We start from the raw sequence: 23,650 nt of genomic DNA, 5'->3' as shown, positions 1-23,650 counted from the left end.
ATCACCCAGAAATGACCGAGGAAAAGAATCCGGGCAAATTTGCCCAATGGCTTGAGCGTACCAAGTCAAGCATCATGAAACAATGGGCCTACTGCTCTGAAGGAGTATGGACGGATCAGCAGAACAATTTTAAAGTCAATACTGTCAAGACCCTGAATCTGACTGTCCGTTCATTCATGAGTTCCGATCTTCAGTCATCGGCTTGTGCGCTGACTTACCGGACACTTCTTGCTGTAGTTCCGGCTCTTGCCCTACTTTTTGCAATCGGACGTGGTTTCGGATTCCAAAATATTCTGCAGTCACAGTTGTATCAATATTTTCCATCGCAGAGAAAAGCACTGGAAGTAGCGTTTACATTCGTAGATTCATGTCTGGAACAGGCATCGGAAGGAATTTTCGTAGGAGTAGGTATCGTGTTCCTCCTCTGGACTTTGATTTCGCTTCTTGATTCCGTTGAGACAACATTCAATAACATCTGGGGTATCAGGATTGATCGGCCTTTTACACGAAAAGTGACGGATTATCTTGCAATATGCATCATTCTTCCGGTATTGATGATATGTTCGGGAGGTCTCCGTATCTTCATGTCAACTGCCATACAGAAGTTACTGCCTTTTGATTTTGTCGGTCCGGTTCTCGGTGATATTCTTGATATAGTTTCCATTTTGTTTGGCTGTCTGTTCTTTACGGGGGCCTACATGTTGATTCCTAATACAAAGGTCAAGTTTAGAAATGCGATTTTCACCGGCCTGATTTCCGGACTTGCCTTCCAGTTATTACAATGGCTATTCATATCCGGACAGATCTATGTGGCAAAGTACAACGCTATCTACGGTAGTTTCTCGTTCCTACCATTGATGTTGATATGGATGCAGCTATCTTGGCTCATCACTCTCACAGGCGCACTCCTATGCAGATCATCTCAGGAAATCTACCTTTTCTCATACGAGCATCAGACCGACAATATTTCCGGAGCTTACAGGCGCAAGGTCTGTCTGGCAGTCCTTACCGTGATTATCAAGCGTTTCAAGGAAGGTGAAAAACCGCTTAATGTCGCGGAATTGTCAGCAAATTTCATTATCCCTCCACGTTTGACGGCAATCGTAGTCAATTTCCTCCTTGATTGTAAATTGATTGCCCGCCTAGCTCCTACTGAAAATGAAATTGAAGTCGATACGCCGCTTATACCTACAACAAGCCCCGAACATTATACATTAGGACATGTTCTCGACGTATTGTCAAACCATGGCGAAGCTCAGTTTCTCTCAGTTTTCGACAATGAGTTCAAACCTCTGCTTGACCTTTGCGACAAACTTGATACCGAATTCCGTCAGAATGCTTCAAGCGTTCTGCTCTCCGAAATTCATCTCCCTCTGAATAAAAATCTGAAGTCTGACGTATCAATGCCTCGATAGTATCAGAGATATTGTGTAAATTTGCACGACAATTCAATTCAAATAATTATTAACCATAATTCAAATCATGAAAGAAGTAATATCCACTACAGCAGCCCCCGGCGCAATCGGTCCTTATAGCCAAGCTATCAAGGTTGGCAACATGCTCTATTGCTCAGGTCAGATCCCCGTTGATCCCGCTACAGGAACCGTTCCCGAAGGTATCAAGGCTCAGACCGCACAGTCCCTTGCAAATGTAAAGGCTATTCTTGCTGCTGCCGGTGCGAGCATCGAAAATGTAGTAAAGACCACTGTATTCCTCGCAGACATGAGTCTCTTCGGTGAGATGAACGAGGTCTATGCCCAGAATTTTGCAGAGCCCTTCCCTGCTCGTTCCGCTGTAGCTGTGCGTGAGCTTCCCAAGCAGGTGCTTGTCGAAATTGAAGTAATCGCGATCCTTGGCTAATCAACACATCTGTTAATTTACCACGGATAACTTCCAGATACAGAATCGACCATTCAGATTTGACACTGAATGGCCGATTTTATTGTATGGCAATTGATAGTCCGTTATTATCAGATTGAGCCGAGTTCACTATTCCCATTCGACTATAGAGTCCGGCGTGCTTTTATGGAGATCTATAAGACGTTGGTTTGATGATCCACGGAACAACAGATGAACATCGCGGAGAGATTCTACAAACGGACCATCGACAAGCACATCGATGTATTCCATTAGCTCTCTCATGCGAGGATGAGAGACTATCTCCTCGTAACGGAAGCCGGTATAACACCAGATACTTTTCCCAATACGCCGGATCTCGCGTGCAAGCGGCAAAATCGTCTCGACACTGTATAGAGGATCACCCCCTGTAAATGTGACGTCAAAATCATTTTCAATCACCACCGCCATTACCTCGTCAATGCTCATATCCTGACCGCCATCAAAGTCCCATGATTGCGGATTATGGCAACCGGGGCATTTGTGTTCACATCCTGCAAAGTAAATGGCTGTACGAAGTCCGGGGCCATCAACAGATGTCCCCGGAACTATATCAAGTATTCTCATGTCTTTTTGTCAATCTTACTTGTGGACGATACGGTCTTTAAGTTCCGCAAGTTTCGCATTATTCCAGCGGTCTGTAGTGCCTACAAGATAGCCTGTGATACGCTGGAGACAGTCAATGTTGTGACTATGGCAGTGAGGACATTCCTCAAGATTCTCCTGTGCATCTTCGTAGCCGCAATCCATGCATCGGTTTCTGTTGTGATTCACTGAACAGTAACCGATGTTGTGCTTATCCATCAGATCCACGATATCCGAAATAGCCTTGGGATTATGTGTCGCATCACCGTCAATTTCGACATAGAAGATGTGGCCACCGCGGGTCAGATCGTGATAAGGAGCTTCGATCTTAGCTTTGTGAGCGGGTGAGCAGTGATAATAGACAGGCACATGGTTTGAATTGGTATAATAAGCCTTGTCTGTAATACCAGGTATCACTCCGAAAGCCTTACGGTCGCGTGAGGTAAACTTACCGGAAAGACCTTCAGCCGGAGTGGCAAGCACGGAGAAGTTGTGTTGATAGCGTTCGCTGTATTCGTTGGCACGTTTGAGCATGTGATTCACGATTTTCAGACCGAGTTCCTGAGCTTTCTCGCTTTCGCCGTGATGCTTGCCGACAAGTGCGATCAGACATTCGGCAAGGCCAATGAAACCGATACCAAGGGTACCCTGATTGATCACACTTTCAATAGTGTCGTTCGGACCGAGTTTTTCCGCTCCGTTCCAAAGACGCGACATGAGAAGCGGGAATTGCTTCACCATAGCAGTCTTCTGGAAATTATAGCGGTCACATAGCTGACGGGCCGTTATGTCAAGAATTTCATCAAATTTACGGAAAAACTTACTTACGCGCTCTTCTTCATCCTTAATGTTCATGCACTCAATGGCAAGACGGACAATATTAATTGTGGAGAAGCTTAGATTGCCACGACCGATAGAGGTCTTTTCGCCGAAGCGATTCTCGAATACACGTGTGCGGCAACCCATTGTAGCCACTTCATAGTTATAACGCAGAGGATCGTTGGCATCCCATTTCTCGTGCTGATTGAAAGTGGCATCAAGATTGACGAAGTTAGGGAAGAAACGGCGTGCGGTAACTCTGCATGCAAGCTGATAGAGATCGTAGTTACGATCCTCAGGCAGATAGCTGACACCCCTTTTCTTTTTCCATATCTGAATGGGGAAAATAGCGGTAGCTCCGTTGCCCACACCCTCATAAGTTGAGTTGAGAAGTTCGCGGATGATGCAGCGGCCTTCAGCGGATGTATCCGTGCCATAGTTGATCGAACTGAACACAACCTGATTGCCACCACGCGAGTGTATGGTATTCATATTATGGATGAAAGCCTCCATTGCCTGATGGACACGGCTCACAGTCTGATTCATGGCGTGCTGAACCCAACGTTCCTCTCCGGAGAGTCCGTCAAGGGGACGTTTCACATAGTCATCAAGTTCTTTATTATATATGTGTGACAGATCTACACCGTTAAGATCTTCAAGCTGTTTTACCTCCTCAATAAATGACGAGCGCACGAAAGGTGCAAGATAGAAGTCAAATGCAGGGATGGCCTGACCTCCGTGCATCTCATTCTGCGCGGTTTCCAGTGAAATACAACCTATGATGCTCGCAGTCTCTATGCGTTTTGCCGGACGTGACTCTCCATGTCCTGCGATGAAGCCATATTTCAGGATACGGTCAAGCGGATGCTGGACACAGGTAAGACTCTTCGTTGGATAATAGTCCTTGTCATGAATGTGGAGATAACCGTTCTGCACAGCTTCACGGGCTTCTGCGGAAAGAAGATAGTCATCGACAAACGGCTTGGTAGTCTCGCTTGCAAATTTCATCATCATACCCGCAGGCGAATCGGTGTTCATGTTGGCATTCTCGCGGGTGATATCATTGTTCTTGGCCTCGATGATCTCAAGGAACATATCGCGCGTCTTTGCTCGGCGTGCTATCGAACGCTTGTCACGATAAGCGATGTAGCGTTTGGCCACTTCCTTACGGGGAGAGTTCATGAGTTCAAACTCAACATGATCCTGAATTTCTTCGACAGACATCTGTTCGTTGCCTGACATCCCGATGCGATCGGTAATACGCGAAATGAGAGCTTCGTCCTCACCCATTTCTGTAGTGAGCATTGCTTTGCGAATTGCGGCTTTGATTTTCTCTTCGTTGTAACCGACGATTCTACCGTCGCGTTTTACCACTGTGAGTATCATTTTAAAGTATTTTTGAGGGGTTAGCTTGAATATTAATCTGTTAGAGTTGAAACTGCTTTTTGAGACCACTTTTTCAAGTGCGAAAGCGGTGACAAAGTTACGGAATAAAAATAAAAATCCAACACTTTTGTTGGATTTTTCATTCAATCATGTTTTCTTTTTGGAAAACTTTTTAAAGATTAATATTTTATATTATATTAAAAATCAAACACTTATTATTTGGTTTTGGATAACTTTATGACATTTGTAACTATTTCAAATTGTCAAAACCGAGCAAGTCAGTCAATTGTGAGATTAATATTTTTGGCCAATATTCTTCAGGGGACTGCTTAAAATCCTGACTGAAAATATTTTCACCTCTTGCCCCATTCAACAGACATACAGTCTGCCATCCGAGGCGGTTGGCAACTATGAAATCCTTCTTTGGATTATCTCCGACGTACATATACGTCACACCCACCCCACAGGTGTCAATTATTCGACGAAATGCTTCTCCGGAAAGTTTGTCAGCACCGATCTCTTCAGAGATGAATATCATATCCGGGGAGATAAAGCGTTCAAGTCCGAGCGCACGGAACTTGTTTCGTTGAGTAAGACTGCGGCCGTCGGTTATAAGACCGAGGGTATGACCGCGGTTTTTAAGCGCGGCGAGGGTAAAGAGTGACTGCCAAGGCAGCAGTATATCCGGCTCGTGTGATCGGTAGATCATCAGCAATTCCTCTATCGGCAAGCCTGTGGAATCAAAAGCCTCCCGTGGAGTTGCTGCGTTTAACATTGGATCGAGCAGCTCATGACCATAAATGCGTGCGATCCGCCTATAGGCTGACCGCACGAAATCCATTTCAGCAAATAGAGTATCGTCAAGATCAAAGACAATGACCATGAAACGATGGTATTAGTGATTGATCATGAGAAATAGTAGTCAACACAGGCGCGCGCTTCCTTGTGAGGACCGACTATTGATGCGGCTGCCACATGAGCGGGATGCTTGGCGTAGGTTTCCACGTCCTTCATTTCAGGAACAACTGCAGTTAGGACCACATCCCAGTCCTCCACAGGATTCTCATTGATTCCAACCTCCATTGACTGGAGCACATCAATTACCGAAGGAAGCTCCAGCAGCGCATGTTTGAAACGTTCGGCAACTTCCCTACGAAGTTCAGGACTACCCTTTAATTTGAAAGATACAATATGTTTGACCATGATTATTTGAATTATTAGAGTTTTGGATGTCAAAATTACTATTTTTATTCCGAAAGATCTATCTTCGGACTGGATAAATTTTGTTTCTTCCCTTTCTCTTGTCCGGATGGTCAAAATGTCGTTAGGCACACACAATAAAGTCCGGCGATCATACGTTAAAAAGATGATAAAAGACATCACGCATCACATTATTCGCGGGACATATAGTCAAAGTCCTGATTTAATATTTTAAAGGTTCGCCTATGACAAAAAATTCTACTTCTATTCCCACTATTAATCCCGATCGTACTCCTGAAAATCCGGGACCCGGAAAACTTACACTTGCCAAAATCCGTCAGTTTGCGAGAGCATATACGTTTGTGCCTGTAAAGATCACGGCATTAGGCGGTCTCATGGCAAACTGATCAGAGCTTGCAGGAATTACATTCCGATCTTCCTCTCTCCACTACTCAATCATATATTTCACACCACGTATTTTACACATACACAACAAACATGTCTGTGTCACTAATTTTCGCCTTGATCCTTGGGATCGCGGTGGTATTGCTTCTGTACTTTCTGCTTAATGCCAACAGACGCAACGAAGCACTCGAAAAAGAAAATCGGCAACTAAGTATAGAATCCGAACGCATGACGACGGAATCACGCAGTACGATAGCCGCGCTGAATACCTCGCTTGCTGATTTGCGCCGATCCAGAGATGAACTTGACACCCGCTTGGGTGCAATGTCCGAACATCTTGCTGCCGCACGCGAGGAAAATTCAGCTCTTCACACACGCCTTGAACTTCTCAATGATGAAATGGAACGTCGGGAGAGTCAAAAAACCGAGCAAGAAGAGAAGCGCAAAGAGCAGGAACAACTTCTTGAAAGCCGTTTCAGAAATCTTGCCAACGATATCCTGCGCCAGAACACCGCCGATCTCAAGTCCCAGAATGAGGAACGCTTGCTTGAGATTCTCGCTCCGCTCCGCAACAATATCGATGATTTTCGCAAAGCTGTAACGGACACATACAACAATGAGGCTCGTGAACGCTTTTCTCTTTCAGAGCGCATTAAGGAACTTGTCGATCTGAACCAGTCCATATCCCGACAGGCTCGTGAACTTTCCGAGGCCCTCCGAGGCGACAGTAAAGTTCAGGGCGACTGGGGTGAAATGGTACTTGAATCAATCCTCGAAAGATCCGGCCTTCAGAAAGGAGTGGAATACATCACACAGGTGACTACGGACTCCGCAGGCAATGCGTTGCGAAATGAGGATGGATCACTTCTGCGCCCCGATGTTGTCGTGAAGTATCCCGACGGTCGTTTTGTGGTCATTGACTCAAAGGTGTCGCTTACGGCCTTTGTCGATTATGCGAATGCAGATAACGATGAGGTGCGCGAAGGAGCGGCCATGCGTCATGTCCGTTCTGTCAAAAAACATGTTGATGAGCTGGCACGCAAACGTTATCAGGAATATGTAGGTGAGGCCAAACTTGATTTCGTGATGATGTTCATCCCCAATGAACCTGCCTACATTGCCGCCATGCGCCTTGATCCGGGATTATGGCAGGAAGCCTACGATCGTCAGGTGCTCATCGTGTCACCTACACATCTCGTTTCGGGACTCAAACTCATAGCACAGCTTTGGAGCCGTGACCGCCACACGAAAAATGCTATTACCATAGCTGAGGAAGCCGGTAAGATGTATGATAAGTTCGCGGATTTTACAAAGGATATGGAGCGCATTGAAAAAGCACTCGGATCAACCCGCAAGGCCTACGACGATGCCATGACAAAGCTTACTACCGGAACGGGCAACCTTATGAATCGCGCCTTGAATCTGCAAAAACTTGGAGTCAAGGCCTCAAAGCAACTTGCAGCCTCAGTGGCTAAAGAGGCATCTGATGATGATAAGGCATGACCTTTCTTATTTGCACACTTAACCGTTAAAAGTCACCTCAAGGACTTGTGGCGAACGATCCGTGACCCGGAATGCATCCGATGTCCTAAGTCCGATCACCCATAATATTTGCCCGTCGCGCGTGAGCAGACGGGCTTTTTCTTTTTTATCAAGCGAATATTTCGCATCCGTGAACATATCACTGACCAAGCGACTGCCTTTCATCCCGAATGGTATCATGCGGTCACCTTTACGCCAACCCCGGAGTTCGAACACAGGCATGCCATCAAGCACACTACTATCCATATAAAGTGCGTCGATGCGTAGTCTGCCGTTCATTTTAGCTTCGCGGAAGCTATTAGCAGTCATTTTCCGGCAAGAGAATGGAAATCTATTCAGATCCACTATTTCAGTTTCAGGATCTGAATCATAACTCGCAGTAGAAGACATTGGCCGCAATATCCCGCGATCAAGCAGATAGGTGATAGCTGATGTCCTAAAGATTTTACCGGATGCCGGGCATGAGTCCCCATTAGTGAACGATGAAAGGATGTTATCAATCTGTGTCATGTTCATACCGGCTTTTGACAGGAGTTCAAAAAGGATCATCCGTGAATTTTTCTCTTCTGAAACAAGTCTGGCAAGATCAATTTCCCCATCGTTGCCTATATATTTTTTGCGTAGTTTATCCGAGTAGTCAGTGTAAAGATCATAATTATCACGAAGATAATCCATACTCTTGGCCACAGCATCAATCGCGCCCGGAAATACCTTTTCAAATTCAGGCAGTAGCACATTGCGCAAGCGATTGCGTTTATAATCATTTGAAAGATTACTTGAATCGGTAACGAAACTTTCGCCTGCAAGGCTGACATAATCCACAATCTCCTGTTTGGTACAGTCAAGTAGCGGACGGACGATGTTGACTGTCCTCGGAAGCATCCCTTTAAGACCTCCGATGCCGCTTCCACGCATAAGGTTCAGGAAAAATGTCTCGACGTTATCCTCACGGTGGTGACCGACCGCAATCACTGAAGCGTCACCATCGCGCAGCATTTCCTCCCACCAGTCATAACGCAAACGGCGGCAAGCCATCTCAACCGATTCCTTGTGGTCATGGCAGCATCCCTCCACATCGAAATCCTTCTTTCTGAACTCTACTCCTACCCGCTCACACAGTTCACGGCAGAAATCTTCATCACGCATACTTTCCTCTCCTCTCAGATGGAAATTGCAATGTGCAGCCAGACAGTTGTAGCCAAGCTCACTAAGAATAAGGAGCAGACATACGGAATCGGCTCCGCCACTCAATCCCACCAATATCCTGTCATCCGCACCTAAGAGATGATTAGCAGTGATGAAATTTCTGACCTTTCTGTTTAAAATGCCTTCCATGATTAAGTTCAATTTATTATTTCTGCCCTCTTCCGACACTTTCGGGCAAGTCAATTGCAAATTTAATCATTTTACTCGTACTGATTATATTGATGTGCTTCTAAATTCCGGTTACAGCAATCATGGGTGTATAGAATAGGAGTACGCTACATTACATAATCGTTAACTTTAACGCCATTTATTAAAAGGCAACATCACCATTATCAATCCACTAAAATTCATCTATTATGTCAACCAGACACACATGTCATACCGTATCCCTATTACGGCGTCCCATTAAAAACGGACGGCTTTCACTCTATCTTGATTTCTATCCTGCCATCCGTAACCCTGAGACGATGAAAATGACCCGTCGTGAGTATCTCGGCATCTACATCTATGCTAAACCCTGCAATGAAACGCAGCAAGACTTCAATTGTCAGATGCTTGAAAAAGCAGAAGCAATCCGCTGCCTGCGCGTAGCATCACTGATAAATGAAAAATTCGATTTCCTTGACCACGATAGGATGAACGGTGATTTTCTGGCCTATTTCAAGAAGATGTGTCGCAGAAAGTCAACCAAATGGCCGGCGGCATATTCCCATTTTTCTAAATTCGTAAGATATCACTGCACATTCGGACAGCTCACAGTCGATCTGTGCAGAAATTTCAGGAATTATCTTCTTTCGGCTGTACAACTCCGGAGGACCCATTACGCCATCCGGCGCAATTCAGCCGCTGTCTATTACTCCACCTTCCGCAGTGTGCTTAAAATGGCTTATCGTGATAAACTCCTAAAGGAAAATATCAATGAATTTCTTGAAAAAATCTACCCCGAAGAAGTCAGGAAACAATATCTTACGTCATCTGAACTTAAACGCCTTGCTTCGACACCTTGTGAGATTGATGTGCTTAAACGAGCATCACTGTTCTCGTGCCTTACGGGTCTCCGCATAAGCGACATTCTCAACCTTCGCTGGGAAGATATTCATTTTTCACCGGATCAAGGATATTGCATCCGTATCCGCACACAAAAGACACGTTCGATAGCCATATTACCTCTAAGCGACGAAGCCGTCGAACTTTGCGGTTCAAATACGTCCTTCGGCATTGTTTTCAAAGGTCTAAAACGCAGTATGAGCAACCATCCCTTGAAAAAATGGATCAGACAGGCGGGTATTACAAAACATATAACTTTCCACAGTTTCCGCCACACCTACGCCACACTTCAGATTGCAGCAGGAACAGACATCTACACCGTCAGCAAAATGCTTACTCACAAGAATGTCGTGACCACTCAGATCTATGTCAATCTTGTCAATGAAAAGAAATGGGCCACCGTATCCCGTATCACATTAAAATAAACTTGAGGCAGTCTCACTATTTTACACTTTTTATCCCTGTGATCAATAACCGTTTTCATATTGACCTATGCCAATTCCGTAAGTTTGGTCATGACAGGCACGAGCGAACAGCCGGTATCAGTCAGCGAGTATCCCACCCTTATCCCCTCGCCGAACAGCGTGGGCTCATTAGACAAAAATAGTTGTTTCAGCTTGATTTATTCTTGTTTGCATTAGTAGATAATTTTTCGTAACTTTGTATGTTACAATAGAAGGAATCCAATAGAAATGCAAAATAACAACCAAATATCTTCTCAATCCGTACCTGCTATCATTCAGGAACCGAATATAACCGTGTTGGGAGCGAAGGTCAACAATCTCAAGGATGTTGACGTTGAAATCCCGCGCGGCAAGCTCGTAGTGATTACGGGCGTGTCCGGATCCGGCAAGTCATCCCTTGCGTTCGATACCCTCTATGCGGAAGGGCAGCGTCGTTATGTGGAAAGCCTCAGCAGCTATGCCCGCCAGTTCATGGGCAAGATGCCGAAGCCGGAATGCAAGGCCATTCTCGGCCTCCCGCCGGCTATAGCGATCGAACAGAAAGTCAACACGCGAAATCCCCGAAGCACCGTCGGGACATCAACCGAAATCTATGACTATCTGCGTTTGCTTTTCGGGCGTGTCGGACATACGTTCTCCCCCGTCACAGGTGAAGAAGTACGCAAACATACCATCGAGGATGTAGTGGCATACGTCACTTCTTTCCCCGAAGGATCGCGCACGGCAATAATCTCTCCCATCACCCTCCCCGAAGGACGTAAATTCGTTTCGCAACTCGATGTATATCTCAAAGCCGGTTACTCACGCCTGATGCGTGAGGGCAGTTTTATCGACATCGAGGAGCTTCTGACCGAAGTAAGGGAGTCAAAGACTCCCGAAAGCTATAATCCGGATGACTACAAACTGCTTGTTGACCGTCTTGCCGTCTCTGCTGACGCTGATGAGATCAGCCGTCTGCATGATTCGGTTGAAACTGCATTCTTTGAGGGGCATGACAGACTCACAGTCGTTGTCTGGGGTGAGGATGGACCGGCCGAAAAGGAATTTTCAAGGATTTTCGAAGCTGACGGTATCCGTTTCGAACCTCCGACGGATATGATGTTCAATTTCAACAATCCCGTAGGAGCTTGTCCGACATGTGGCGGATTCGGAAAAGTCCTTGGTGTGGACGAACGTCTTGTTGTCCCTAATAATACTCTCTCCATTTATGATAATGCCGTTGCCTGTTGGCGTGGCGACAAAATGAGCGAGTGGAAAAGGGTGTTCATTGCCGATGCAGCTCAATTCAATTTCCCGATCCATAAGCCCTATCTTGACCTCACACGCGAGGAAAAGGATCTTCTTTGGCATGGTCCGAAAAATCTCGCCGGCGTTAAGATGACGTATGGCGAATTTCCTTCGATCGACAACTTTTTCAAGATGCTCGACGAGAATCAGTACAAGATACAGTATCGCGTCATGAAGGCACGTTATCAGGGAAAGACTATCTGCCCTGAATGTCACGGATCACGTCTGAAAAAGACAGCGTCCTACGTGAAAGTCGGAGGAAAGACCATCGGTGAGCTTGTCAGCATGCCTGTCAGCAACCTACTCGAATTTTTCCGTTCGCTTCAGCTTGATGAAAACGATGCAAAGATTGCCGGACGCCTCCTGCGTGAAATCAACAACCGAATCTCCTATCTTGAAGAAGTAGGTCTCGGCTATCTGACGCTCGACCGTCTATCCTCTTCACTTTCGGGTGGTGAGAGTCAGCGCATCAATCTTGCGACATCGCTCGGCAGTAGTCTCGTCGGTTCACTGTATATACTTGACGAACCCTCTATCGGACTGCACTCTCGTGACACTGACCGTCTGATATCCGTTCTGAAAAAGCTTCGTGATCTCGGCAACACTGTTGTTGTCGTGGAGCACGACGAGGAGATCATGCGTGCGTCAGATTATCTGATAGATGTCGGTCCGGATGCCGGACGCCTCGGCGGTAAGATTATCTTTCAGGGCGAACCTGCTCAACTCATCCCTTCGCAGTCCGAAGTGGAGACCGGCGGAAGTTACACGGCCCGTTACCTGACCGGCGAACTTTCCATTCCCGTTCCGAAGCAGAGACGCAAATGGCGTGATTCCATCAAGGTAAAAGGTGCGATGGAACACAATCTGAAAGATATTGATGTGGAATTCCCCCTCGGTGTCATGACAGTCGTCACTGGTGTCAGTGGTTCAGGTAAATCCACACTCGTGCGTGATATTCTCTATCGTGCGCTTACGCGTCATCTCGGCAATCCCGGCGATGCACCCGGCTCGTTCCGCAGTCTCGGTGGTGATCTCAGCCGCATAAGCAACGTCGAATTTGTGGATCAGAACCCTATCGGCAAATCCACGCGTTCCAATCCTGCAACCTATCTGAAAGCTTTCGATGAAATCCGTAAGCTTTTCGCCTCGACTCAAGGAGCGAAACAGATGGGCTACTCTGCCTCAGATTTCTCATTCAACTCTGACGGCGGCCGTTGTGAAGAGTGTAAGGGCGATGGCTACATCACCATCGAAATGCAATTCATGGCCGATATCACCGTCCCATGCGAATCCTGTCACGGAAAGCGTTATCAGAAAGAGATACTTGAGATAGAATACCGTGGCAAGAATATCTATGACATTCTTGAAATGACCATTGATCAGGCCATCGAATTTTTCAGCGAGGCAGGAGGAACACAGGAGAAGCGTATCGTCAAGCGTCTGCAACCGCTGAGCGACGTCGGTCTCGGATACATCAAGGTCGGACAGAATTCTTCATCTCTTTCAGGCGGTGAGAATCAGCGCGTGAAACTCGCGTCATTTTTCGCTGATGAAAAAGCCGACCCCACCTTATATATATTCGACGAACCAACGACCGGTCTGCACTTCCACGACATAGCCACTCTCATGAAATCGTTTGATCGATTAATTTCACTCGGCCATACGGTACTCATCATCGAGCACAATATGGATGTGATCAAATGTGCTGATCACGTCATCGATATCGGCCCGGAGGGAGGCGATGCCGGAGGCCGTCTTGTTGCAACCGGCACACCGGAGGAAATAGTGGCCTGCAAGGAATCCTACACAGGTCATTTCCTTAAAGAGAAACTTTAACAGTAATTCATTCAGGAAAAAATAATCATCATGGCAAAAATAGGTGACCGCGTCCGCTTCCTCAACTCTGTCGGCGGCGGTATAATCAGAAGAATCGAAGGAAATATAGCTTACGTCGATGACGACGGTTTCGAAACACCCACACTGTTGCGTGAATGTGTGGTCGTGGCTTCCCCTGAAGTCACAGAAAAGAAAGTTGCCCTGACTCAGGACGATATCAAACCGACGGTCAAAACGCCGTCGGTATCCTCAAAACCTTCTCCTGCAGCAGCTACTTCCGACCTGCCCATTGAAGAAACGCCCGAAGGAGAGAAATTGAACGTGGTATTGGCCTATGAGCCAAATGATATTAAGCATCTCAACACATCAACCTTCGACACATATCTGGTAAACGATTCCAATTACTACCTCTATTTCACTTATCTTTCGCGTTCTGACGAAGCCAATGGCTGGACCACCCGCTATGCAGGCGTTGTCGAGCCAAACATACAGGTGTTCCTTGAAGAAATCGCCGGGGCGGACCTTCCTTCGATGGACCGTATCGCCCTCCAGATGATCGCCTTCAAGTCTGACCGCGAATTTAAGCTGAAATCACCTATAGCGATTGAGACAGCTCTCGACACCACTAAATTTTTCAAACTGCATTGTTTCCGGTCCAATCCTTATTTCGACAAGGAAGTAATCGCAATTGACATCGTGACTAACGATGTTCCCCGTCAGCGTATGGTGCTCGATTCTTCTCAACTTGAGAAGGGTATCAAGGCCAAGAAAGCGATCGACCGTCCGCTCAAGCGTCCTGTCAAAAAGCAGACGCAGTCGCGCCGTGGTGATCGCATTGAAGTGGATCTGCACATAAACGAACTCGTAGATACGACGGCCGGAATGTCGCCGGCCGATATACTGAACCTGCAGATTGATGAATTCCGTAAGGTAATGGATGCCAATCTCAAGAATAAGGGACAGAAAATCGTGTTCATCCACGGCAAGGGAGAAGGTGTGCTCCGTGCCGCGCTCATGAAGGAACTCAATCATCGTTACAAGGGACACGACGTGCAGGATGCGTCCTTCCGTGAATTTGGATTCGGTGCAACACAGGTGACTATATGATTCTTTGGTTTTCAGGCACAGGAAATTCCCGCTATGTGGCGGGACGCTTAGCCGAACTCCTCGGCCGGAGCATGGTCGAGTTACGTCCCGGTGTCACCTCTATGCCGATCTCCATTCCGGATGGGGATACATCGGTTATCTGGGTCTTCCCCATATACTCGTGGGGAGTACCGCCCTACGTCCGTTCAATCATCCGTCAGATCTCGTTTCAGTCCGCTGCCCTTACTGCTCCACTCACACACCATCTTGTAGTGACCTGTGGCGATGACTGCGGACTCGCTCCTGAAATGTGGCGTAAGGAGATTGGACAGAGGGGATGGTCGGCAGGAAATACCTATTCCGTCATCATGCCCAACAACTATGTCTGTATGTCGGGCTTCGATGTAGATTCCAAAAAGCTCGAAGGTGAGAAACTGGCGGCCGCCCCCTCGCGGATAGAGACTATTGCTGACGAACTGCGGAATTTTTCGGAGGGTGATGCTGTGAAAGATGATGTTGTCCGCGGTAGCTTCGCATGGATAAAGACCAAGGTTATCTATCCGTGGTTCGTGCGTCATGCCATGTCGCCGAAGCCATTCCATTGGACTCCGGACTGCATATCCTGCGGTAAATGTGCCACTGCCTGTCCGGTTGACAATATCACGATGAAGTCTGATTCAAGTGCGGATTCATCCGGACGTTCACGTCGCCATCCCGTATGGGGATCGGCTTGCGCAGGCTGTCTTGCCTGCTACCATATCTGTCCTCGTCATGCCGTCATGTATGGCAAAGTCACCCGCAACAAAGGTCAGTATTTCAATCCTTATCTTTGAGAGGCTACTCTATAGCAGCAATAGTCCATATCGAAATTATCCATCAAGATAATTATTTCGGGGAGTCAATAAATTTTTTGAAACATCGCTGAACCATTCGCGATGTGGAAGTGTTTAAATAATGAAAACTATTTTAAGCAACTTTAATCCCCCCCAGAAAATCTTATGGATAAGAAATCGATCAAAGGTACAAAGACCGAACATAATCTCCTCGCAGCATTCGCCGGTGAAAGTCAGGCACGTTCACGCTACACTCTGTTTGCAAAGAAAGCACGTGAAGAGGGTTACGAGCAGATCGCCAAAGTATTCCTTATCACTGCCGAGCAGGAACTCAGCCATGCAGAGCTCTTCTTCTCACGTCTTGAAGGCGGTGTGGTCGAAATCCATGCAGGTTATCCCGCAGGCGTGGTTGCCGATACCATTACAAATCTCCGCGAAGCAGCCGCCGGTGAACGCGAGGAATGGAGCGATCTCTACTCTTCATTTGCAAGCACCGCTGAGGAAGAAGGATTCAAGGATATTGCTGCTATGTTCAAGATGGTAGCCAAGGTCGAGACCGAACACGAACAGCGTTATCTCCGTCTGCTCGACCGTCTCACAAACGATCAGGAATTCTCAGGCGAGGAAGAAGAAGAGTGGCAGTGTATGCACTGTGGCTACGTTCACAAGGGCAAGTCAGCACCTAAACGTTGCCCCGTATGTGGCAAAGAGCAAGGCTACTTCGAACGTAAGGCCGATAACTATTGATCTTACTACTATCAATCTATACACAACCGTTAAGGAGGGCATATCAGAATTAAATTCTGATATGCCCTCTCCTATTAATGGTCTGATTAATAAGCTAAGCTTGAGGTAGCATATCCCATGGACATGTATAAAATGATAAGTTGAAGTCTATTACCACACCGTAAATTATCAAGTTGGGGATCAACGTGTAACACTTTCCCAACGATAAAACGATATCCGAACCGAGAAGTGGGTTCTCCGGTCCGGATATCGTTTTATTTATTCGGGAATACATGCAGGACATCTTCTGATCAGCCTGATCGAGGATAGAGGATTGTTACCAATCATCCTATTGAGCCTACAATATGGCCTCTTGAGCCGCTTCGGCAAGAAAATGGTCAAGAGCTTCCTTGGCGGACATGGTGTAAATCGAACCATCGTCGTGGGCATAGACCACCGTCTGCCCCTTGACCATCTTGTCAAGCAGACATTTCTCAACGGCAATCTCCATGCCTCTTGCTAATTTGTCAGATATATTGTCAGTCAATTTGAGTTTCTCCATCTTTTTTAATTCGGTCATACAATTCTGGGGCTAAAGTCAAAGAGTCGTTTGCTACCACCTTCGGATGGCAGCGCGTATTGTCGATAATAGTCCAGCTATCGACAATCGGCATAAAAAGATTAAAGAGGTTACTGATACCATGGTGGTATCGGCGGATGATCACGTCAGTCGGAATATTATGGCCGCCTTCGCTGACACGTTGTGCCACACGCTTGATAGCGAGCTGTGGCGACGAAAGCCATATATACAAGAGATGCACCAAGTAACCCAGACTGTGGGCCTTGGCCACGAGAGCATGGTAGCTTCTGGTGGCAAGGGTCGTCTCGATAGCGAAAGTCATACCCTTGTGCAGAAGCTCCTCAATACGGTGAAGCATTATTCGTCCTGCTTCCATCGACACACTTTCCGGATGGAAAGGTGAAAGGCCCTTGGCAATTTCATCGGCATTGACAAACTGCTGACATTCGAGGACGTCAGGCAATATAGTGAACGATGCAGTCGTTTTGCCTGCTCCGTTACAACCTGCGATGATGTATAAATTGGGCGATTTCATAATTAAAAAGTGTTTTTTGTCAGCAAGCTGACGGTGTGTATTCTTATAATATCGAGGCTAAGTTTCCGGTTAAGTCCCCTATTCTCTGTAATAGACGCGCTTGACACGCTGCGAAATGGAGGTAAGAACCTCGTATGGGATTGTTTCGAGCGTTTCGGCAAGAGTCTCTACCGGGATAGTCTCCCCGAAGACCTCTACCCTGTCACCGACCCTTACATCAGGGACATCCGTCACATCGATCATGCATGCATCCATACATATCGTTCCGACTGTCGGACATTTAGAACCTCTGACAATCATACATGCGTTACCATAACCGAGATGACGGTTTATACCGTCGGCATATCCAACGGGAATAGTGGCTATCACGGAATCGCGTTTAAGGACTCCTCGTCGATTGTAACCGATCGTTGTCCCTGCCGGCCACTTTTTGAGTGAAATGATGACGGTATGGAGTGAGGACACCGGACGCAGATCGTCCTGCGATCCGTCATGCATAGTCTTTATACCGTAAAGCCCGATTCCGAGGCGCACCATGTCAAGCTGATGTTCCGGAAAGCGGGTGATACCGGTTGAGTTCAGTATATGGCGCAGAATCTTTCTCTCCGGAAAGGCTGCAAGGAGTTCTCGGCAACAGGAGTCGAAGTAGTCAAACTGCATCTGTGTATAATCATCCTCCATCGGATCGTCAGCCGCACAGAGATGTGAGAATATCGAGCGCGGCACGACACGGTCCGTACTCTTCAGCACTTCAATCACTTCCGGAAGATCCTCCTTACGGAAACCGAGGCGATGCATCCCTGAATCAATTTTGATGTGGACGGGAAATTCACGGACATCATATCTCTCGGCCTCGGCTATGAGTGTGCGGAGAAAATCTATATTGTTGATCTCCGGTTCAAGATTATCAGCGAATATGGCATGAAAATTCTCGACTATTGGATTGAGTACCAATATCGGCATTGTTATTCCCGCACGACGTAGTTCGGCACCTTCATCGTGCACGGCTACGGCAAGATAAGTAGCACCCTGAGCCTGAAGTGTGCGGGCAAGTTCATGTGAACCCGCACCATAGCCTGAAGCCTTGATCATGCAGGCAATGCCGGTCGTAGGACGGATGCGTGAGCGGATAGCGTTGAAATTGTCAACCACGGCACTCAGATTTATTTCAAGGACTGTTTCGTGCTGACGTGCCTCAAGCATTTCGCATATACGTCCGAATCCAAACGACGGAGCACCTTTCACGAGTATTAGCTCCTTGTTGAAATCACGTGGTGACGCTTTGGCGAGAAAGTCATCCGTAGAGTCGTAAAACTGGGTGTCGATTGTAAAGCACCCGGCATGACGTTTCAGTTCCGGTCCTATGCCGATCATGCGCTTCACACCTGCACGGACAAGCAGATCGGCCATCATACGGTAAGTCTTTTCCGGATCAATGCTTCCGTCCATCAGATCACTTACAATCGCTGTCGATGAACGTTCATCCGTGGCCCGACGACGCATAAAATCGAGAGCCGGAAGCAACGAGTTGAAATCACTCGTGTAACTGTCATGGACAAGCAGACATCCGTTCACGCCTTCAATAACTTCCAGACGAGTTCCAACGGGGGTAAGCTTTTCTATCCTGCTGCTGATAACTTCGGGGGCAAACCCAAGATAAAGCATCACCGCAAGACAGTGGATCACATTCTCAACATCATATCGAGCCGTCATGGGAATGCGCAGAGCCTGCCTGACTCCACCTTTATAGACATAGCTAATCGATGTCTCAGTCTCCCCAACAGTCATATCGCTTATGAAAAGTGGCGCATTGGAATCCGTAAATGACCATCCCAAAGTGTCAGGAGCTGACGGGACAGCCGATCTTATCATCTCATTGTCGGCATTGAAAATCACACAGCGGCAACCGTCAAGCAACGATGCTTTTTCACGGCATTTCTCCTCTACGGATTCAAATCCAGAACTGTGAGCTGTTCCTATATTGGTGAATATTCCGATTTCCGGTTTCAATATATCCTTGAGCCTTTTCATCTCACCCGGCAGGGAGATACCGGCCTCGAAAATTCCGAGTTGCGTGGAAGGATCGAGATTCCAAACGGAGAGTGGTACGCCAATCTGCGAATTGTAACTGCGCGGACTGCGTGTGATGACCAAATCATCCTGTAAGAGCTGATTCAACCACTCTTTTACAGTCGTTTTACCGTAACTGCCCGTAATGGCTATCACAGGGATTGAAAATTTAGCCCTATGGTGACTTGCAAGCCGATGGAGAGCATCAATTACAGAGGCCACCTGAATAAAGTTTGCATCATCGACATCCTTCATTTCAGCAGGAATATGACTGACGACAAAATTCCTGACTCCGGCATCGTACAACTCGCGGACATACTTATGTCCGTCGCCTGATGGGGTCTTGATGGCAAAGAAAAGAGTCTCGTCAGGATATGTGAGCGAACGACTGTCGGTGAGCAGTCGCTCTATTTTCGATTCGGGCTGTTTCAACAGATTGTCCGTACCGATTATGCGGGATATATCGGAAATGCTATATTTCATTTACGTTGGTATGTTATCTAAATAACGCTCACAGGCACGTTTGAGTTTTGGGAAACGTGTCGTAAAACATTCTGTAAGCTTTAATTTTTCAATAGTTGATTCCCGTGATGCGGAAGATGCTCCGTCGAGTGGCCGGTGAGCCATACGACGTGTAAATTTCATGGCCTCTTCTGCAAGTCGGATTGTATCATCATCAAAGTATGATTTCCGGAAAATGTCATAGATATATCTGACGGCCTGCGCACTCGGATGTTTCATATCCTCTGCATAGAAACGGTAATCACGCAGATCATCCATCATTATTTCGTAGGCAGGGAAATAGCTGACTGTCTCATCTTCACTTTCTCTGATTATCTGATCGACAGCGAGCATAAGAGTCGATTTTGCGACCTGATTTCCGTGGGCACCCTGCTCATTATAACGGAGAGGACTTACCGTAAAAATAATATGGGCATTCTTATTGACCTCATGGATCAGGGATACGGTATCACGCAATGCCACGATGGTCTCATTAAGCGATAGATAGCGAACGTCAAAAGCTGTCCCCGGAAGCTTATGACAGTTGGCCACTACCTGACCGCTCTCCCGGAGAGAAAAAATCCGGGTCGTTCCTAATGTGATTATTATTACGGATGCATCACGCAGTGTCGATGCACTTGCATGGATATGGTTGTTCATCCTCTCCTCAGCAGTCTGCCTGTCACCGGCGGAAATCCTTGAGTGAAAAAGTGTGCTTACCCACATTCCATCTCTTTCAAGCATTGTCTCGGAGGCAACCTTTCGTTCATCTTTCAGTATTCTGAAAGCATTTATGATAGAAGCCGGATTGTAGAGAGGTCCGAATGGATTCACGTCAGCTTCGAAAAGATCAGAACTCAGACATGCCCCGATATTGTCTGAAAAACATGAACCGACAAGCAGAAGTGGCTCGCCATGTCTGACAAGCCCTCTTCTTCCCTCGACAGCCGGGACTACTGTTCTGAATTCCATACCTTATCGGAAATTTATACTTCCGGAACATATCCGGATCAGAATTAATGACTATTACAAAAGTAGTAATAATCTTTCGATCTCCGACTATAAACCTATTAAAAACAAAAAATTCGTCCGGATGCTTTGACCGGTAAAATAATCAATCTACTTCTATTTTGAGGAGATGGCAGAATTAAAAATTCAGGGATATTATTTCAATTATCTTGCAAACTGTCTGAGATCTGCAAGAGAAATACGGTTTTCATAAAGAGCTTTACCGGTTATAACACGTTTCATTCCCATATCGTTAAGACGAAGGATGTCATTCAAAGAGCTGATCCCACCTGAGACGGTAAAAATTATGTCGGGAAACGTCTCCGATAATTTTTCATATAGTCCGTAGGCCGGTCCTGTAAGCATTCCATCCTTTGAAATATCCGTACAGATGGCTTGCGAAAGACCGTGAGGAGTAAAACGGTTTATCAGATCATCAATCGTATCCGATGTCTCCTCCATCCATCCGCTTACAGCGACTTTTCCGTCACGCACATCCGCACCGAGCACCAACCGGTCGCCACCATAAGTGTCGAGCCATCCTGCCATAAGTTCCGGATTGCGTGCGGCCACACTTCCGATGATCGCATACATTCCACCGGCATTGAACACATCTTTAAGACTGCGGTCAGTCTTTATGCCACCGCCCCACTCGACTTCCACTCCGTTAAGCCGGGCTATCTGTTCGAGAGTCCTGAGATTGCGCGGTTCACTCGCTTTTGCTCCATCAAGATCCACGAGATGAATCCGACGGAGACCATTGTCAAGAAACATTTTTGCCATATCGACAGGCGATGCGCCATAGTCCGTACAACGGTCATAGTCGCCCTGACTCAGACGCACACACTTACCGTCAATTAGATCGATCGCAGGAATTACTTCTATCATAATAGAGGAAATGGAATGGATAAGTAGATTGAAAATTTACAAAAAGTCGTGATTACAGCTCAAGGAAACGTTTGAGGATCTGTTCGCCAACGTCACCACTCTTTTCAGGATGAAACTGCGTGCCATAGAAATTCTCATATTTCAGAGCCGCGCTGAACATTGTCGAACCGTAATGCGTAGTTGCAATCGTGTCGGGGCATAGAGGGGCATAATATGAATGCACGTAATAGACGTATGCCCCACGTTCTATACCTTTGAAAAGTTTTGATTCAAGATTATTTATGGAGTTCCAGCCGACATGAGGAATCTTCAGCCCCTCTTCATCAGGAAAATGGCGCACCTTGGCATCAAAAATTCCAAGACAATCCACATCTCCTTCTTCAGAATGACGACACATTACCTGCATACCGACGCAAATACCAAGGACAGGCCGACGGAGATCACGAATGACCTCACACAACCCGCGTTCACGCAGACGCATCATTGCCTCTGCATCGTTGCCTACTCCGGGAAGCAGAACCCGCGAGGCACGGCGGATCTCTTCAGGATCGGAAGTGAGTTTCCATTCCGCACCGAGGCGGTCAAGGGCATTACCCACGGAACGCAGATTGCCCATTTCATAATCTATGATAGCGATCATAATACTCCTTTACTTGATGGAAGTGAATAACTGAACACATCGCGGCGGACAGCCATCCGAAGCGCACGAGCAAAAGCCTTGAACACACCCTCGATGAGATGATGGTTATTTTCACCCTTGGCTGAAATATGAAGGTTGCAGCGCATAGCCACACAGAGTGATTTAAAGAAGTGGCGATACATCTCGGTCGGTGTATCACCGACGTATTCACGTGTAAATTCGACATCCCAGACAAAATCAGCCCTACCGCCGAAATCAATCAGCACCATTGCCTGACACTCATCCATCGGAAGTACGAAACCGTAACGGTCAATTCCACGCTTTGAGCCGAGAGCCATATCGATTGCCTGACCAAGGGCTATGGCTACATCCTCCATGCTGTGGTGCTCATCCACTTCCAGATCTCCCTCACATTTCAGTTGCAGGGATATTCCGGCATGATGAGGAATCTGCCAGAGCATGTGGTCAAAAAATTTCAGTCCGCTGTCAATTGCCGACTCACCTTTTCCATCAAGGTCAAGCGTGATGGAGATACGTGTCTCCGACGTGTTGCGCTCGACGGTTACTTTTCTGTCTGACGATAAAATATGGCGTGCGATCTCCTGCCAGTCATCAGTCATAAGTACACAGCCTTCAGGAATTTCACCACCGGCGGGAGCAATCAATATACCCTTTGCGCCAAGATTCTTAGCAAGCTGCACATCGGTGAGTCTGTCGCCTATAACAAACGATTCCGCGAGATCATAACCGCCGTCCATATAGGAGGTCAGCATACCTGTCCGCGGTTTACGGGTCGGAGCATTGTCCGCAGGAAACGAACGGTCTATATAGGCCGCATCAAACTTCACGCCTTCACCTTCAAGAGTGGAGAGCATGCGGTTGTGAGCCGGCCAGAATGTATCTTCAGGGAAAGAGTCTGTTCCGAGGCCATCCTGATTGGACACCATCACAAGTTCATATCCTCGGTTCATAAGGGCACGGAGTCCTGAAATGGCACCGGGGAGAAATTCAAGCTTTTCAAGAGAATCGATCTGTTCGTCAGCCGGTTCTTTTATGATTGTTCCGTCACGGTCAATAAATATTGCTTTCTTTAGCATTGGGAATGAGGAT

General features: G+C 46.9%; 20 protein-coding genes and 1 pseudogene. 9 read left to right on the top strand and 12 right to left on the bottom strand.

Annotated features, from left to right (window positions below):
* The first annotated feature begins 11 nt into the window (after positions 1–11).
* Together K2G41_RS09790 and K2G41_RS09785 are read left to right on the top strand one after the other, a co-directional pair.
* Positions 12–1,415: a YihY/virulence factor BrkB family protein gene (locus K2G41_RS09790; RefSeq protein WP_300117685.1), complete on the top strand. Its 1,404-nt coding sequence runs from the start codon at positions 12–14 to the stop codon at positions 1,413–1,415.
* A 67-nt stretch (positions 1,416–1,482) separates the two neighbouring features.
* Positions 1,483–1,860 carry a RidA family protein gene (locus K2G41_RS09785; RefSeq protein WP_300117683.1) on the top strand — a complete coding sequence of 126 codons (378 nt, stop codon included), beginning with the start codon at positions 1,483–1,485 and terminating at the stop codon, positions 1,858–1,860.
* 129 nt (positions 1,861–1,989) lie between these two features.
* Here K2G41_RS09785 and nrdG read toward each other — a convergent pair whose 3' ends face one another.
* The 4 genes from nrdG to K2G41_RS09765 form a co-directional block, all read right to left on the bottom strand.
* Complete coding sequence (gene nrdG, locus K2G41_RS09780) at positions 1,990–2,463, bottom strand: anaerobic ribonucleoside-triphosphate reductase activating protein (protein ID WP_300117681.1); 474 nt, start codon at positions 2,461–2,463, stop codon at positions 1,990–1,992.
* Between the two features lie 15 nt (positions 2,464–2,478).
* Positions 2,479–4,686, bottom strand: a complete 2,208-nt coding sequence (locus tag K2G41_RS09775) for an anaerobic ribonucleoside triphosphate reductase (RefSeq protein ID WP_300117679.1) — start codon at positions 4,684–4,686, stop codon at positions 2,479–2,481.
* A 250-nt stretch (positions 4,687–4,936) separates the two neighbouring features.
* A complete protein-coding gene (locus K2G41_RS09770; RefSeq protein ID WP_300117677.1) occupies positions 4,937–5,569 on the bottom strand; it encodes an HAD family hydrolase in 633 nt (210 codons plus the stop codon).
* Between the two features lie 23 nt (positions 5,570–5,592).
* Positions 5,593–5,889: a Dabb family protein gene (locus K2G41_RS09765; protein ID WP_300117675.1), complete on the bottom strand. Its 297-nt coding sequence runs from the start codon at positions 5,887–5,889 to the stop codon at positions 5,593–5,595.
* 242 nt (positions 5,890–6,131) lie between these two features.
* Between K2G41_RS09765 and K2G41_RS09760 the strand changes: the two genes are divergently transcribed.
* Both K2G41_RS09760 and rmuC read left to right on the top strand, forming a co-directional pair.
* Positions 6,132–6,293, top strand: a complete 162-nt coding sequence (locus K2G41_RS09760) for a hypothetical protein (RefSeq protein WP_300117673.1) — start codon at positions 6,132–6,134, stop codon at positions 6,291–6,293.
* A gap of 91 nt (positions 6,294–6,384) precedes the next feature.
* Complete coding sequence (gene rmuC, locus K2G41_RS09755) at positions 6,385–7,794, top strand: DNA recombination protein RmuC (RefSeq protein ID WP_300117671.1); 1,410 nt, start codon at positions 6,385–6,387, stop codon at positions 7,792–7,794.
* 18 nt (positions 7,795–7,812) lie between these two features.
* Here rmuC and tilS read toward each other — a convergent pair whose 3' ends face one another.
* On the bottom strand, positions 7,813–9,168 hold the full coding sequence (tilS, locus tag K2G41_RS09750) for a tRNA lysidine(34) synthetase TilS (protein WP_300117668.1): 1,356 nt from the start codon (positions 9,166–9,168) through the stop codon (positions 7,813–7,815).
* A 227-nt stretch (positions 9,169–9,395) separates the two neighbouring features.
* Here tilS and K2G41_RS09745 point away from each other — a divergent pair, with 227 nt between their 5' ends.
* The 5 genes from K2G41_RS09745 to rbr all read left to right on the top strand — a co-directional run bounded on the left by K2G41_RS09745 (position 9,396) and on the right by rbr (position 16,339).
* Positions 9,396–10,511 (top strand): site-specific integrase, encoded by a 1,116-nt coding sequence (locus K2G41_RS09745; protein WP_300117666.1) that lies wholly within the window; start codon positions 9,396–9,398, stop codon positions 10,509–10,511.
* Between the two features lie 309 nt (positions 10,512–10,820).
* A complete protein-coding gene (gene uvrA, locus K2G41_RS09740; RefSeq protein WP_300117726.1) occupies positions 10,821–13,673 on the top strand; it encodes an excinuclease ABC subunit UvrA in 2,853 nt (950 codons plus the stop codon).
* Positions 13,674–13,703: 30 nt separating this feature from the next.
* Positions 13,704–14,780, top strand: coding sequence for a DUF2027 domain-containing protein (locus tag K2G41_RS09735; protein ID WP_300117665.1), 1,077 nt, complete (start codon positions 13,704–13,706; stop codon positions 14,778–14,780).
* Complete coding sequence (locus tag K2G41_RS09730; RefSeq protein WP_300117664.1) at positions 14,777–15,592, top strand: EFR1 family ferrodoxin; 816 nt, start codon at positions 14,777–14,779, stop codon at positions 15,590–15,592. Before K2G41_RS09735 ends, K2G41_RS09730 begins: the two co-directional genes overlap by 4 nt.
* 165 nt (positions 15,593–15,757) lie before the next feature.
* Positions 15,758–16,339: a rubrerythrin gene (rbr, locus tag K2G41_RS09725; RefSeq protein ID WP_300117663.1), complete on the top strand. Its 582-nt coding sequence runs from the start codon at positions 15,758–15,760 to the stop codon at positions 16,337–16,339.
* A gap of 337 nt (positions 16,340–16,676) precedes the next feature.
* Here the strand turns inward: rbr and K2G41_RS09720 are convergent, their stop codons facing one another.
* The 7 genes and pseudogenes from K2G41_RS09720 to hisB all read right to left on the bottom strand — a co-directional run bounded on the left by K2G41_RS09720 (position 16,677) and on the right by hisB (position 23,637).
* Positions 16,677–16,880, bottom strand: a complete 204-nt coding sequence (locus K2G41_RS09720) for a hypothetical protein (RefSeq protein WP_300117662.1) — start codon at positions 16,878–16,880, stop codon at positions 16,677–16,679.
* Positions 16,858–17,445: pseudogene (locus K2G41_RS09715) on the bottom strand (zeta toxin family protein); the annotation flags it as partial. The pseudogene K2G41_RS09715 and the gene K2G41_RS09720, both read right to left, overlap by 23 nt.
* Before the next feature lie 66 nt (positions 17,446–17,511).
* Positions 17,512–19,986 (bottom strand): bifunctional UDP-N-acetylmuramoyl-tripeptide:D-alanyl-D-alanine ligase/alanine racemase, encoded by a 2,475-nt coding sequence (locus tag K2G41_RS09710; RefSeq protein WP_300117661.1) that lies wholly within the window; start codon positions 19,984–19,986, stop codon positions 17,512–17,514.
* Positions 19,987–20,976 carry a GSCFA domain-containing protein gene (locus K2G41_RS09705; RefSeq protein ID WP_300117660.1) on the bottom strand — a complete coding sequence of 330 codons (990 nt, stop codon included), beginning with the start codon at positions 20,974–20,976 and terminating at the stop codon, positions 19,987–19,989.
* Positions 20,977–21,177: 201 nt separating this feature from the next.
* On the bottom strand, positions 21,178–21,900 hold the full coding sequence (gene hisA / locus K2G41_RS09700; RefSeq protein WP_300117659.1) for a 1-(5-phosphoribosyl)-5-[(5-phosphoribosylamino)methylideneamino]imidazole-4-carboxamide isomerase: 723 nt from the start codon (positions 21,898–21,900) through the stop codon (positions 21,178–21,180).
* Positions 21,901–21,952: 52 nt separating this feature from the next.
* Positions 21,953–22,543 carry an imidazole glycerol phosphate synthase subunit HisH gene (gene hisH, locus K2G41_RS09695; protein ID WP_300117724.1) on the bottom strand — a complete coding sequence of 197 codons (591 nt, stop codon included), beginning with the start codon at positions 22,541–22,543 and terminating at the stop codon, positions 21,953–21,955.
* The gene (gene hisB / locus K2G41_RS09690; RefSeq protein WP_300117658.1) at positions 22,537–23,637 is read right to left on the bottom strand and encodes a bifunctional histidinol-phosphatase/imidazoleglycerol-phosphate dehydratase HisB; all 1,101 of its coding nucleotides are present in this window, start codon (positions 23,635–23,637) and stop codon (positions 22,537–22,539) included. The genes hisH and hisB overlap by 7 nt, the downstream gene beginning before the upstream one ends.
* Between the last annotated feature and the right edge of the window lie 13 nt (positions 23,638–23,650).

The sequence above is a fragment of the Duncaniella sp. genome (genome assembly GCF_029056165.1).
Lineage (GTDB): Bacteria > Bacteroidota > Bacteroidia > Bacteroidales > Muribaculaceae > Duncaniella.
The sequence above is the reverse complement of the archived record's forward strand: the minus strand, read 5'-3'. Positions and strand labels throughout refer to the sequence as shown.